General features: G+C 69.1%; 13 protein-coding genes. 6 read left to right on the top strand and 7 right to left on the bottom strand.

What is annotated here, in order from left to right; translation table 11 throughout:
• Window positions 1-144: 144 nt before the first annotated feature.
• The 4 genes from IEZ15_RS18880 to IEZ15_RS18865 all read right to left on the bottom strand — a co-directional run bounded on the left by IEZ15_RS18880 (window position 145) and on the right by IEZ15_RS18865 (window position 3,636).
• A complete protein-coding gene (locus IEZ15_RS18880; protein WP_189278278.1) occupies window positions 145-996 on the bottom strand; it encodes an EamA family transporter in 852 nt (283 codons plus the stop codon).
• Window positions 993-1,493: a YbaK/EbsC family protein gene (locus IEZ15_RS18875; RefSeq protein ID WP_189278276.1), complete on the bottom strand. Its 501-nt coding sequence runs from the start codon at window positions 1,491-1,493 to the stop codon at window positions 993-995. The genes IEZ15_RS18880 and IEZ15_RS18875 overlap by 4 nt, the downstream gene beginning before the upstream one ends.
• A gap of 61 nt (window positions 1,494-1,554) precedes the next feature.
• On the bottom strand, window positions 1,555-3,189 hold the full coding sequence (locus IEZ15_RS18870) for a penicillin-binding transpeptidase domain-containing protein (RefSeq protein ID WP_189278274.1): 1,635 nt from the start codon (window positions 3,187-3,189) through the stop codon (window positions 1,555-1,557).
• Between the two features lie 306 nt (window positions 3,190-3,495).
• Entirely contained in the window at window positions 3,496-3,636 is a 141-nt protein-coding gene (locus IEZ15_RS18865) for a hypothetical protein (RefSeq protein WP_189278272.1), read from the bottom strand.
• A 424-nt stretch (window positions 3,637-4,060) separates the two neighbouring features.
• On the opposite strand from IEZ15_RS18865, the gene IEZ15_RS18860 reads away from it, so the two are divergent.
• Both IEZ15_RS18860 and IEZ15_RS18855 read left to right on the top strand, forming a co-directional pair.
• Window positions 4,061-4,231, top strand: coding sequence for a hypothetical protein (locus tag IEZ15_RS18860; RefSeq protein WP_189278270.1), 171 nt, complete (start codon window positions 4,061-4,063; stop codon window positions 4,229-4,231).
• 242 nt (window positions 4,232-4,473) lie between these two features.
• Window positions 4,474-5,952 carry an alpha/beta hydrolase gene (locus IEZ15_RS18855; protein WP_308427423.1) on the top strand — a complete coding sequence of 493 codons (1,479 nt, stop codon included), beginning with the start codon at window positions 4,474-4,476 and terminating at the stop codon, window positions 5,950-5,952.
• 176 nt (window positions 5,953-6,128) lie between these two features.
• Here the strand turns inward: IEZ15_RS18855 and tnpA are convergent, their stop codons facing one another.
• Window positions 6,129-6,545 carry an IS200/IS605 family transposase gene (gene tnpA / locus IEZ15_RS18850; RefSeq protein ID WP_114242432.1) on the bottom strand — a complete coding sequence of 139 codons (417 nt, stop codon included), beginning with the start codon at window positions 6,543-6,545 and terminating at the stop codon, window positions 6,129-6,131.
• Between the two features lie 26 nt (window positions 6,546-6,571).
• Here tnpA and IEZ15_RS18845 point away from each other — a divergent pair, with 26 nt between their 5' ends.
• Complete coding sequence (locus tag IEZ15_RS18845) at window positions 6,572-7,798, top strand: RNA-guided endonuclease InsQ/TnpB family protein (protein ID WP_189278268.1); 1,227 nt, start codon at window positions 6,572-6,574, stop codon at window positions 7,796-7,798.
• On the opposite strand, the gene IEZ15_RS18840 is transcribed toward IEZ15_RS18845, so the two are convergent.
• Both IEZ15_RS18840 and IEZ15_RS18835 read right to left on the bottom strand, forming a co-directional pair.
• Window positions 7,795-8,184, bottom strand: coding sequence for a hypothetical protein (locus tag IEZ15_RS18840; protein WP_189278267.1), 390 nt, complete (start codon window positions 8,182-8,184; stop codon window positions 7,795-7,797). The genes IEZ15_RS18845 and IEZ15_RS18840 overlap by 4 nt on opposite strands.
• 262 nt (window positions 8,185-8,446) lie before the next feature.
• The gene (locus tag IEZ15_RS18835; protein WP_189278266.1) at window positions 8,447-10,213 is read right to left on the bottom strand and encodes a dolichyl-phosphate-mannose--protein mannosyltransferase; all 1,767 of its coding nucleotides are present in this window, start codon (window positions 10,211-10,213) and stop codon (window positions 8,447-8,449) included.
• A 53-nt stretch (window positions 10,214-10,266) separates the two neighbouring features.
• On the opposite strand from IEZ15_RS18835, the gene rsmI reads away from it, so the two are divergent.
• From rsmI to IEZ15_RS18820, 3 genes are all read left to right on the top strand, one after another.
• Window positions 10,267-11,163: a 16S rRNA (cytidine(1402)-2'-O)-methyltransferase gene (gene rsmI, locus IEZ15_RS18830; protein ID WP_189278265.1), complete on the top strand. Its 897-nt coding sequence runs from the start codon at window positions 10,267-10,269 to the stop codon at window positions 11,161-11,163.
• Window positions 11,164-11,322: 159 nt separating this feature from the next.
• Window positions 11,323-11,712, top strand: a complete 390-nt coding sequence (locus tag IEZ15_RS18825) for a hypothetical protein (RefSeq protein ID WP_114244973.1) — start codon at window positions 11,323-11,325, stop codon at window positions 11,710-11,712.
• A 33-nt stretch (window positions 11,713-11,745) separates the two neighbouring features.
• The gene (locus IEZ15_RS18820; protein WP_189278264.1) at window positions 11,746-12,612 is read left to right on the top strand and encodes a TatD family hydrolase; all 867 of its coding nucleotides are present in this window, start codon (window positions 11,746-11,748) and stop codon (window positions 12,610-12,612) included.
• Window positions 12,613-12,745: the final 133 nt, after the last annotated feature.

Here is a 12,745-nt window from a genome sequence, read left to right as displayed (position 1 = left end):
GAGGACCGGCAGGGACAGCACGCGGCCCAGGCACACATCAAGGGCGGCAACCCGTTCCTCGTCGTCGTCCCCGACACCGACTTCACGTACACCCTCTCCGTGCACCCCGATTGAACAAGGGGCGGAGCCGCAGGGTCGTCGTGCTCAACTCGTGTGCAGCATCAGCCCGATGCCGACCACCATCAGCCCCGCCGCCGCGATCCGCGGTGCGCCGAACCGCTCCTTGAAGAACAGCGTCCCGATGGCCGCTCCGACGATGATCGACGATTCCCGCAGGGCCGCGATCGGTGCCAGTGCTGCCCGGGTCTGGGCCCACAGGACGAGGCCGTACGCCGTCACCGACAGGGCCGCGCCCAGCAGCCCGCGTACGGCGAATGGGCCGAGGGCGGGCAGGAGTTCGGCGCGGCGGCGGTACAGCGCATAGGCCGGGATGGCCAGACCCTCCAGGATCATCAGCCAGGCGACATAGCCGAGCGGGGTACCCGAGGCACGCACCCCGACCCCGTCGATCGTGGTGTACCCGGCGATGGCCAGGCCGGTCGCGAGGGCGGCCAGCAGGGCCGGCCAGTCGGGGCGCCTGCCGGAGCCCCTGATGCCCCAGAGGGCCAGCCCGACCAGCCCCGCCGAGGCCACCGCGACTCCGGCGGTGGCCCAGCCGTCGGGGTGCTCGCCGACGAAGACCGCGGCGAGGAGCGTCACCACCAGCGGCGCCGTACCCCGGGCGATCGGGTACATCTGCCCGAAGTCGCCCAGGGTGAACGAACGCATCAGCAGCAGCATGTACGCCACATGGAGCGCGGCCGAGACCAGCAGGTACGGCCAGGCCCCGGCGGCCGGGAGCGGGACGAAGCAGGCGGCAGCCGCGCCGATCAGCAGACCGCCGCCGGAGATCAGGGTGAAGGAGAGGAGCTGGTCCTTGATCGCGTGCGCGATCGCGTTCCAACTGGCGTGCGTGACGGCCGCGACCAGGACCGCGAACGCGACCAGCGGTGTCACTTCGACTGCTCGCGCACATCCACCACGGTTCCGCCGGCGTGCCCGATCAGCGACTTGGGGTCGAGCGGGAAGACGGTGTGCGGGGTGCCCGCCGCCGCCCACACCACGTCGTGGTCCAGCAGACCGCGGTCGGCCAGCACCCGGGTCTTCGTACGGTGGCCGAAGGGCGGCACGCCACCGATCGCGTACCCGGTCGTCTCCCGGACCAGATCGGCCCCGGCCCGCTTGACCTTCCCGGCCCCCAGTTCCTCGCGCACGAGTTCGACATCGACGCGCGAGGCGCCGTCCATCAGGACCAGCACCGGGACGCCGTCGGCCTCGAAGATCAGGGACTTGACGATCTCGCTGAGCTCGCAGCCGATCGCGGCAGCGGCTTCGGCGGCGGTGCGGGTGGCCTCCGGGAACCGGCGGATCTCGACATCGAGGCCCAGTTCCCGCAGGGCCTCGGCGAATCGGGGGTGGGCTTCTGCGGCAGCGGTGGCATCGGAAGTGCTCATGCCCCGCACGCTAGCGAACACCGCGGGGGCCGCGCGACGACGTTCCGTACGCGGGGACGCGTCACGACCCCGCGCGCAGTACCGCCGCCACCACCGGTCCCGCCGCGTCCCCGCCGTGGCCGCCGGACTGGACGACCGCCGCTGCGGCCAGGTCGTTGCTGAAGCCGGTGAACCAACTGTTGGACGTGGCCTGGCCGTCCACCTCCGCCGAGCCCGTCTTGGCGCCCTTGTCGCCCCCGACCGAGGCCATCGCGGCCTTCCCGGTGCCCCAACTCGCCGTCTGGCGCATCATGTTGGTGAGCTGCTGGGAGACGGACGGAGACAGCGACCGGGAGGCGGTGGCGATCGGCCGACCGTCCAGGGACCGGTCCACGAGGATCGGCTGGCGGAAGGTGCCGTTCTTCGCGGTGGCGGTGATGGACGCCATGTTGAGGGCGTTCATCTGGACCGTGCCCTGCCCGATGTACTGGGCGGCCGCCTCGCCTCCGGTCTCCTCGGGCACGCTGCCGTCGACGGACACGACACCGGTCTGCCAGTCCAGGCCGATCCCGAAGACGTCGCGTGCCTCCTTGGCGAGTGCGGCATCGTCCTTCGTGTCGTCGATCAGCTTGATGAAGGCGGTGTTGCAGGACCGGGCGAAGCTGGTCGTCAGAGTGCCGTCGGGAATGGAGAAGCCGTCCAGGTTCTTGAAGGTGCGGCCGTAGTACGTCGCGGTCGGCGGGCACTCGATCTTCTGGTTGGCCGAGGCGAGGCCCTTCTCGATCAGCATCGCCGCCGTCACGATCTTCATCGTCGAACCGGGCGCCTGCTTGCCCTGCATCGCCGCGTTGAATCCGGTGGCCGGATTGTTGGCGACCGCGCGGATCGCGCCCGTGGACGGCCGGACCGCGACCACCGAGGCCTGGCTGAACTTCTTCACGGCCACCTCGGCCGCCGCCTGCGCGTTCGCGTCCAGCGTGGTCTGCAGCTTGCCCGGCCGGCCCTTGGTGAGGGTCAGCAGGGTCTTGTCCGGGCCGTTCGCGTCCGCGCTCTCGATCCAGGTCTCGATGCCCGCGGTGCCGCCCGCCTTCTCCCCGTACTTCTCGCGCAGCGTGTCCAGGATCGAGCCCAGGGAGGGGTACTTCTCCTTGGTGAGCACCTTGTTGTTGCGGTCGACGGCCTCGATCGACGGCGTCGACGCCTCACCCGTCTTGAGCGACGCACCGGCCGTGAGATCCGGGTGGATCACGGTGGGGGCCCAGCCGACCAGCGCCCTGCCGGTGGTCAGGCCGCGCACCACGGTCAGTTCGGAGGAGTACGACCAGGGCTTGGACTTCCCCTCGAACGACACGGTCGCCTTCACCGTGTACGGCACCTTCGTGCCGACCGCCGGGCCCGGAGTGATCACCGCCTTGGTGACATGGGCGCTCTCGCGGTAGCCGGTCAGGGCCGTTTCGGCCTCGGCCGCGTTGTTGGTGAGCTGGGACGCGGCGGCCGCGTCACCGCTCGCCCAGGCCTTGAGGAACTTCTTCGACGCGTCGTCGATCTCCGCCTTGGTGACCGGCCCCGTCTTCACTTCGGCAGAGGTGGACTTGCTGTCCGTGCCGTCGCCGCCACCGCTCAGCCCGTTCAGGACGTTGTACGCCCCGTAGCCCACCCCGCCGACCACGACCGCGAACACTCCGCCGACCATCGCAACCTTCGCTCCACTGCGCATCCCTGCAGTCCCCCTCCCCAGGAGTTCCCCTTGAACGCGTTCAAGGGGATGCTGCCGGGCACACTACGGGACGGCGGTGACAGTCGAGATGTTTGTTATAGGAACGCGATACATGCGGCATGAATATGACGGTCAAGTCAAGGTGTGCCGGTCAAATCCAGGTATCCAGCCACATTCGGTCCCGCAAGGACCCGTCGGGAATGGGCGTCCCCGTAGTAAATGGGCCAGAAATGAATGAAGCCTCGCGCATGGCGGCGCAGACGGCCCCGACCAGCGGTTTCCCTGCCGGACGGGGCCGTTCAACGCCTACTGCGCCGTCTTCGCGAGCCGGCCGTCTTCGTAGTCCAGCTCGTCTTCGGAGAGCCCGAACACCTCGCCCTGTCGGAGACCACACCCGCTCGCCACGTCCACGGTCGCCCGCAGATGCTTGGGCAGTGCGCCGCGCACACCGAAGACCTGGTGTGCTGTCCATGGAATGACGCGGGTGTGGCTTGGATCTGGCTGGACGCGCGACGCCGGGCATCCCTCCCCTAACCCCTAGGGGGGCGGGGGATCCGCGTGCTGATCCGACAAGCCGGAAGACAGGGAGGCCGCGCCGAGTGGGCCGACGCGCCGGCCTGGCCCGCCACCGCCGCTCCCGGAGCTCGCCGCCGACAAGAACTTGGCCACCGGTCGGGCGCTCGACCCGCGCCGCTCCACCCCTACCACCGCCCGCGACACGGCCGAACCACTGCATGGGCCGATCGCACCGGGCCCCTGCTGACTGCGTGTGGGTGCGGGCGGTGATGGGGCGTCAACGGAAGGGCACCGCCTTGTCGTTGGCGTCCGTCCGCCGGTGTGGGCGGTCGCGAGGAGCGGCAGCCCGGTCGGCGTGGTGCGCAACGAGGTCGGCATCGTCACCCACCCCGGCGGATGCCGGAACGCGGCAACCGTGTTCACCCGCTCTTGCCCGGGCGCCGACGACACAGCGATCGGCCGCGCCGTCGGCGCTGCGGCCGCCTGTGCCATCGCCGCGCTGCGGGCCGGGGTGTCCACGGCGTGACGGCCGGCAGGTGGCCGACCGGCCACCCACCCTGACCGGTGAACGACAAGGAGCAGGACTCCAGCAGGAGGTCGATGCGTCGCCGTACGCCACGAGTTGGATCACGGGCCCATCCCCGAGCCGTACGAGGTACGAGTGGGGCGGAACAGAGACTGGAGGCGATCCGAGACACTGATTCTGTACAGAGGACTGGCATGGCTCTACGAGGCGGACGAACGATTTCCGTGCTGACGGTCGGCGCGGTGACGGTCGTGACGGCAGCGCTCACCCCCGTGACGGCGATCGCGGCGGGGGATCCGCTCCAGCAGTACGCGCAGCAGAAACTCCGTTGGGAGCGCTGCGATACAGACCGGCCGGCGGGGTTCGAGTGCGCGAAGGTCAAGGTGCCGCTGGACTACAGCGACCCCGGGGGCCGGAAGATCGACCTCGCGATATCGCGGATCAAGGCGGGCAGTGCGAAGGAGCGGCACGGCGTGCTGCTGATGAATCCCGGGGGCCCGGGCGGTCCGGGGCTGACCATGCCCGTGGAGATGGAGCCGCTGCTGCCGGCGGAGGTACGAGAGCGGTTCGACCTGATCGGCTTCGACCCGCGCGGGGTCGGGCAGAGCTCGCCGATCGGCTGCGACCTGACGGGCGACGAACAGACCTTCCAGCACCCCTACACCGCAAGGACGTTCGCGAAGGACGTGGCCCGGGCCCGGACGGTGGCCGACAAGTGCTGGGCCAAAGCGGGGGACGTGCTGCCGCACATCACCACCCGCAACACGGCACGGGACATGGACGTCGTCCGGGCGGCACTGGGAGAGAGGAAGATCTCCTACTTCGGGTACTCGTACGGCACGTACCTGGGCGCCGTCTACACGCAGATGTTCCCCCGGCATTCGGACCGGTTCGTGCTCGACAGCGCGCTCGATCCGACGCTCGCGTGGCGAGGGCTGTTCCGGGGGTGGTCGGCGGGGGCCGAACTCGCCTTCACCCGGTGGACCGAGTGGGCCGCCGCGCGCAACGCCACGTACGGGCTGGGCCCGACTCCGGCGGAGGTCCGGAAGACGTACTGGGAGCTCATCGCCCGCGCCGACCGCACGCCCGTCCCGACGAAGGGCGGGGCGCTCAGCGGTGGCGCCATCCGTTCCGAGTACGGTGCGTTCGTCCACGTCGCTACCGTCACCCCGTGGATCGTCGCGTTGAAGGCCGCGGCCGCGGGCGGACCGCCCGCGCCGGCCACGCCGACCGCGTCGGCGGTGCCCGACTCCGTCCCGGTCCGGTCCGCCGACGCGGGGGCGTTCGGTGCGGACGTTCCGGCGGACAACCCGTCCGCCGTCGTGTGGGCCGTCTTCTGCGGCGACACCCGCAGCTGGCCGCGCAACCCCGAGCAGTACCGCCGGGACGCGATCCGAGACCGGGCCAAGTACCCGCTGGCCGGCGACCTGGGGGCCAACATTCAGCCGTGCGCGTTCTGGAAGTCGGCGGGAAGCGAGCCGGCCACCGTGGTGAGCAACGACGTCAACGCGCTGATCGTGCAGAACCAGTGGGACCCGCAGGCGACGCTGGCCATGGCGCAGGGCATGCGGCGGGCGCTGCACGGTGCGCGGATGGTCACGGTGGCCGGCGGTGAGGGCCACGGCGTGGTGGTGGCCGGCCCGTCCTGTGCGGACGCCGGCGTCACGCGGTACTTGACCACGGGCCGGCTGCCCGCGAAGGACCTGACCTGCGGCGGCTAGTGCCGTGACCGCATTGGTTCGCCGGGTTGGTCAGGCTGCGATCTTGAGAGGGCGTCCGCCCCAGCGGATGCCCGTCGAACGCTGCATCAACAAGCTCAAGCAGTGGGGCGGCCTGGCTTGCTACCGGAACTAATCGCAGTGGTGAAGCGATTCTGAGCGCTGCTCTGACCGGCAGGCTAGAGCGGACGGTTCTGCTGCTCGATGTACTGACGGACGATGGACAGCGGAGCCCCACCCACCGAGCCGGCGAAGTAGGAGCCGGACCACAGACGCTGAGCCCGCCAGTAGTGTCGGACCAGTTCCGGGTACTCCTGGCGGAGCCGGCGTGAGCTGACGCCCTTTAGCGAGTTGACCAGCTTGGACAGGGCCACTTTCGGGGGGAAGTTCACCAGCAGATGTACGTGGTTGTCCTCGCCGTTGAACTCCACCAGCTCGCATTCGAAGTCCTCACACACGGCCCGCATGACCTCCTCCATACGCGTCAGGTGCACGTCCTCGAAGACCCTGTGCCGGTACTTCGTCACAAAAACCAAATGTGCATGGAGGGCAAAAGCACAGTGACGACCAGTACGAATGTTCTGATACTCGGCCATAAACCAACTGTATTACGGTGTTCGGTATGCAGCTTCGGTACACCTTCCGCGTGTACCCGAACGGTCCTCAGCGTGCCGCGCTGGCCCGGGCGTTCGGGTGCGCCCGCGTCGTTTTCAACGACGCGTTGCGCACCCGCAAGGACGCCCATGAACAGGGCCTGCCCTACCCGAAGGCCGGGAACCTGTCCAAACAGGTCATCACCGAGGCGAAGAAGACCCGGGCCCGTGCCTGGCTCGGCGAGGTGTCCGCCGTGGTGCTCCAACAGTCCCTGCGGGACCTGGACACCGCATACACGAACTTCTTCGCCTCGCTGAAGGGCACCCGCAAGGGGCCGAAGATCGCAGAACCCCGGTTCAAGTCCCGTAAGGACAGTCGGCAGTCGATCCGCTTCACCAGGAACGCCCGGTGGAAGATCACCCCCGGCGGGGACCTGTCGTTACCGAAAATCGGCGCTGTGCGGGTGAAGTGGTCCCGTGTTCTGCCCTCGGCCCCCTCGACAGTGACTGTGATCAAGGACGCGGCCGGAAGGTACTTCGCGTCCTTCGTCGTGGAAACCGAACCCGAAACGCTGCCCGCCGTGGAACCGGTCGTCGGCATCGACCTCGGCCTTGGACACTTCGCGGTCCTCTCCGACGGGACCAAGATCAGCAGCCCCCGGTTCCTGCGCCGGGCGGAGAAGAAACTCAAACGGGAGCAGCGCGGTCTGTCCCGTAAGGCGAAGGGGTCGAAGAACCGGGAGAAGGCCCGGGTCAAGGTCGCCCGCGCGCATGCGCAGGCGGCCGATGCGCGGCGCGAGTTCCACCACCAGCTCTCCACACAGATCATCCGCGACAACCAAGCGGTGGCCGTGGAGGACCTGGCGGTCAACGGGCTCGCCCGCACACGTCTGGCCAAGTCCGTGCACGACGCGGGATGGGCGTCGTTCGTCGCGATGCTGGAGTACAAGGCCGCCCTGTACGGGCGGGTCTTCATCCGTATCGGGCGTTTCGAGCCCACCAGCCAGGTCTGTTCGGCCTGCGGCGTCAAGGACGGTCCCAAACCCCTGCACGTCCGCGTCTGGCAGTGCCGGACGTGCGGGGTGGTTCTGGACCGGGACATCAACGCGGCAGTCAACGTCGCACTGGCCGCCGGACTGGCGGTGTCAGCCTGTCGAGCGCAGGTAAGACCGGGACTTCGGCTCCCGGCACAGCGCGAAGAAGCAGGAACCCACCGAGACGGTCAGCAGACCGTGGCAGGAATCCCCGTCCTTTAGGGCGGGGAGCGGAAGTCAAGAGACTTCGATGCTCTGCGGGACAGGTGCGCGAGTAGCTGACCCGCGCCGACGGCCACGTAGAGCATGACCAGAACCCCGAGTCCGAGGTCGAGCCAGTCATAGGCCGCGCCCCTGAAGAACGAGGCCCACGCGCTGGCCCCCGCGACGGATCCGGCAACCACCAGCAGCACCGACGCCACGGCGTACAGCGCCTTCGCGGCCCTGGGCCGCCGCTCCTTGAGTAGTTCACCACCCGCACCGAGCACGACCAGCGCGGCGAAGGCATCGTGCGGCTCCAGACGCCCCGGCCCGATCGCGTCCACGATGTTGATCAGAGCGCCGATCGACCCGACGACCAGGACACCTTGGGATATACGGCGGCTCATCAACCCTCGCCCTGCAGCCAAACTTCGTTGGCAATGAATCGATCTTCGCTGTCGCAGGATAGTGACACTCGCTCCCGCCTAAGGGTTTGGGTGTCACGGCCCCCGTGACGGTGTCAGGTGTCACGCGGGTGTCAGAGCCGTTCCCTGGGCCGACCGCCGGGCCGTCCGCGGGCCGTCCGCGGGCCCCCGATGGGTACCGATGATGGCCAACTCACCAAGAGGCCGCAGTCGATGACTGCGGCCTCTTGGTGCTCCTGCCCAGCTAGATCCAGGTATCCAGCCACATTCGGTCCCGCCAGGAGCCGTCGGGAATGGGCGTTCCCGTATAAATAGGCCAGAAATAAATGAAATTCCAGATGATCAGCAATACCAGCACGCCCGCCGCGATCGCCCCCAGCGTCCGCCGCCGTTCCCCCGACGGATCGCCGGCAGCCAGGCCGAGTTCCCGTTCGGCCCCGGTCCCCGCCGCCGGACCCAGCATCGCGCCGATCATCATCGTGACCGCCAGACACAGGAACGGCACGAACACGACCGCGTAGAAGAGGAAGATCGTCCGCTCCTGGTAGAAGAACCAGGGCAGCCAGCCCGCCGCCACACCGCAGGCGATCGCCCCCGCCCGCCAGTCGCGCCGGAAGAACCAGCGCCACAGCACGTACACCAGGGCGAAGCACGCCGCCCACCACAGCAGCGGCGTCCCGATGGCCAGCACCTCGCGGGAGCACTTGCCGGTCTCCGAGGCCGCGCAGCCCGGCTGCTCCTCCCAGAAGTACGAGACGGGCCGGCCGAGCACGATCCAGCTCCACGGATTGGACTGGTAGGTGTGGCCGGACGTCAGATTCACATGGAATTCGTAGACCTGGTACTCGTAGTGCCACAGACTGCGCAGCCAGTCCGGCAACCACGTCCAGTTGCCGCCCCTGCCGTCGGTCTGAGCCCAGTTCCGGTAGTAGCCCTTGTCGGTGACGATCCAGCCGGTCCAGGAGACGAGGTACGTGAGGATCGTGACCGGGACCGTCGAGACGAACGCCGGCAGCAGATCCCGCTTCAGCACCGCCGTGTACGGGCGAACCGCACCCGCGGTCCGGCGCGCGCCCACATCCCACAGCACCGTCATCAGACCGAAGCCGGCCAGGATGTACAGGCCGTTCCACTTGGTGGCGAAGGCCAGCCCCAGCATCAGACCGGCGGTGAGCCGCCACGGACGCCAGCCCAGACGCAGATTCTCCGCGACCTCGGCATCGGGGCGCAGCACACCCTCCTCGTCGACCGGCAGAGCGGCGGCGAGGCGGCGTCGCGCCCAGTCGCGGTCGATCAGCAGGGCGCCGAACGCCGCCAGGACGAAGAACATCAGCACCAGGTCGAGCAGCGCGGCGCGGCTCATGACGAAGTGCAGACCGTCGACGGCGAGCAGCGTGCCGGCCAGGCACCCCAGGAACGTCGAGCGGAACATCCGCCGCCCGATCCGGCACAGCATCAGCACCGACAGCGTGCCGAGCACCGCCACCATGAACCGCCAGCCGAACGGCGTGAAACCGAAGATCTGCTCACCGATCCCGATGATCCACTTACCGACCGGCGGGTGCACCACATAGCCCGGATCCACCGGGATGTGCACCTTCGACGGATCGTCGAGGATCAGCTTGTCGATGTCCTTGGGCCAGTTCCCCTCGTACCCCTGGTTGATCAGCGCCCAGGAATCCTTGGCGTAGTACGTCTCGTCGAATATCAGCGCGTGCGGGCTGCCCAGGTTCCAGAACCGCAGCACCCCGGCGACCAGTGCCACCAGCAGCGGGCCGCCCCAGGCGGACCACCGGACCAGGCGCTCGGCCATGGGCGGAGAGATCCCGAGCACCGACCACAACTGGGCGCCGGGGCGGGTGTACGGCGGAATCAGCCGTTCACGCAGCCCGATTCCGGACCGGGGCGAATGGCCGAAGCGGCGCAGCCGCTGTTGCCAGGATGTCGGCTCTTCGCCGTGCGGTTCCCCGGCGTCTTGGCCCTGCTGGGCTTCGGGCGCAGTACTCGTCACCGCGCCATCGTAGGGAACGCGTCTGTGCGAGCGCTGTCGCCCGTGCTGGGAGGATGACTCATGTGACTGGAACGACTGGAACGCTGGTACTCGCAGGAACCCCCATCGGCGATGTGGCGGACGCCCCGCCACGCCTCGCCGCTGAACTGGAGACGGCCGATGTGGTCGCCGCCGAGGACACCCGACGGCTGCGCCGTCTCACGCAGGCGCTCGGCGTCCACACCACGGGGCGGGTCGTCTCCTACTTCGAGGGCAACGAGTCGGCCCGTACGCCCGAACTCGTCGAGGCGCTGAGCGGCGGCGCCCGCGTGCTGCTGGTCACGGACGCCGGGATGCCGTCCGTCTCCGATCCCGGCTACCGGCTCGTGGCCGCGGCTGTGGAGAGGGACATCAAGGTCACCGCGGTCCCCGGCCCGTCCGCGGTGCTCACGGCTCTCGCCCTGTCCGCGCTGCCCGTCGACCGGTTCTGCTTCGAGGGCTTCCTGCCGCGAAAGGCGGGCGAACGGCTCGGCAGACTGCGCGAGGTCGCCGACGAGCGCCGCACCATGGTCTTCTTCGAGGCCCCGCACCGGCTCGACGACACCCTCGCGGCGATGGCCGAGGTCTTCGGCGCCGACCGCCGGGCGGCCGTGTGCCGGGAACTGACCAAGACGTACGAGGAAGTGAAGCGCGGCCCGCTGGGCGAGCTGGCGGTCTGGGCGGCCGAAGGGGTACGCGGTGAGATCACCGTGGTCGTCGAGGGCGCGGCCGACTCCGGACCCGAAGAACTGGACGCCGCGGAGCTGGTACGCAGGGTGCAGGTGCGCGAGGAGGCGGGGGAGCGGCGCAAGGAGGCCATTGCCGCTGTTGCCGCGGATGCGGGGCTGCCCAAGCGCGAAGTCTTCGATGCGGTCGTTGCGGCAAAGAATGCGGCGCGGACCGGCCCGGCCGAGGGCAAAGGATTGTCGTAGATGGCAAAGCGCGAGCCGCGCACCGGGCCTTTCTGCCACGAGAAGGCCAAATCCGCTTCAACACTCGACAGGGCCTGATGCGCTCCCGTCGGTATGGGCGTCCACTGGACCAGGGACGCATTCTCCGGCGTGCTTGTCCGAACGGACGAAGGAGCGGGCATGAGCGAGATCGCAGCAACCACCGTGCATGAGGCGTATGCCTTCGCCTGCATGAGGTGTGGACACGGCTGGGAGCAGGCCTTCGAAATAGAGCACCACGTGGACGGTTCCAACAACGCTTTCGTCATATACAAGGCGGACGGAGAACGGGTGCCCTCACCCCTTTCCACGCCGACCTGCACGAACTGCGGCGGACACGTGGTCCGGATCATGAGGGCCGGCCGGGTCTCGACCGTCCAGCAGCTGCTCCGCAACTCCGCGTCGACGCGGCCGGCGATCGAGGACATCGGCGCCCGGGAGGGCGAGGCCGTGGCCGCGACCGTCGCACCCGCGGGTGCGGGGCATCACTGGCACCTGTCCGACCTGCTGCACCCGTTCCACCGCAAGTAAGGCCACCGGCGCGGTCCTCGTACGATCGTCGTCATGAGCCGTTCCGAAGCCCCGCCGCTGCCCGAACCCCTCCGGGTACCGGTCGCCGATTCGCACACCCACCTGGACATGCAGGACGCAACTGTCGAGGAGGGCCTGGCCAGGGCCGCGGCGGTCAATGTGACCACCGTGATCCAGGTGGGCTGTGACGTGGCCGGTTCGCGCTGGGCCGCCGAGACCGCCGCCGCGCATGCGAACGTGCACGCGGCGGTGGCCCTCCACCCCAACGAGGCGCCGCGCATCGTGCACGGCGACCCCGATGGCCGGTCGCGGCAGGGGGCGCGTGAGGGGGGCGGCCGGGCGGCGCTGCACGAGGCTCTCGCGGAGATCGACGCGCTGGCCGCACTCGACCACGTACGCGGTGTCGGCGAGACCGGTCTCGACCGCTTCCGTACCGGCCCCGAGGGAATGGCCGCGCAGGAGGAGTCCTTCCGGGCCCACATCGAGATCGCCAAACGGCACGGCAAGGCGCTGGTCATCCACGATCGCGAGGCGCACGCGGATGTGCTGCGCATCCTCGCCGACGCGGGTGCTCCCGAGCGGACCGTGTTCCACTGCTACTCCGGCGACGCCGACATGGCCCGGATCTGCGCGGACGCCGGGTACTTCATGTCGTTCGCGGGCAATGTCACCTTCAAGAACGCCCAGCCGCTGCGTGACGCACTGGCCGTCGCGCCGATGGAACTGGTTCTGGTCGAGACGGACGCACCGTTCCTGACCCCCGCCCCGTACCGCGGACGGCCCAACGCGCCCTACCTCATTCCGGTCACGCTGCGTGCCATGGCGGAGGTGAAGGGCGTGGACGAGGACACTCTGGCGTCGGCCATCTCCGACAACACCGCCCGCGCATTCGACTACTGACCGGTACTGGCCGGTATCGGCCGACTCCGAGGCTACGGTGTGTAGTTGAGGCGTTTTGGAGAGTCATCGACGCTCCGCTATCGTCCCGGGCGCCATCAGGCGAGCCGGCCGATCGGATCCTCTGGAGCGTCGT

It is taken from the genome of Streptomyces atratus (genome assembly GCF_014648655.1).
Taxonomy (GTDB): domain Bacteria; phylum Actinomycetota; class Actinomycetes; order Streptomycetales; family Streptomycetaceae; genus Streptomyces; species Streptomyces atratus.
Note: the sequence above shows the minus strand (reverse complement) of the source record. Positions and strands in the feature narration are given on the sequence as shown.

Bases quoted from the DNA above. Each gene is read 5' to 3' on its own strand.
- IEZ15_RS18875 (WP_189278276.1), bottom strand. From the start codon at position 1,493: ATGAGCACTTCCGATGCCACCGCTGCCGCAGAAGCCCACCCCCGATTC.
- IEZ15_RS18870 (WP_189278274.1), bottom strand. From the start codon at position 3,189: ATGCGCAGTGGAGCGAAGGTTGCGATGGTCGGCGGAGTGTTCGCGGTC.
- tnpA (WP_114242432.1), bottom strand. From the start codon at position 6,545: ATGGCCGAGTATCAGAACATTCGTACTGGTCGTCACTGTGCTTTTGCC.
- IEZ15_RS18845 (WP_189278268.1), top strand. From the start codon at position 6,572: ATGCAGCTTCGGTACACCTTCCGCGTGTACCCGAACGGTCCTCAGCGT.
- IEZ15_RS18840 (WP_189278267.1), bottom strand. From the start codon at position 8,184: ATGAGCCGCCGTATATCCCAAGGTGTCCTGGTCGTCGGGTCGATCGGC.
- rsmI (WP_189278265.1), top strand. From the start codon at position 10,267: ATGACTCATGTGACTGGAACGACTGGAACGCTGGTACTCGCAGGAACC.
- IEZ15_RS18825 (WP_114244973.1), top strand. From the start codon at position 11,323: ATGAGCGAGATCGCAGCAACCACCGTGCATGAGGCGTATGCCTTCGCC.
- IEZ15_RS18820 (WP_189278264.1), top strand. From the start codon at position 11,746: ATGAGCCGTTCCGAAGCCCCGCCGCTGCCCGAACCCCTCCGGGTACCG.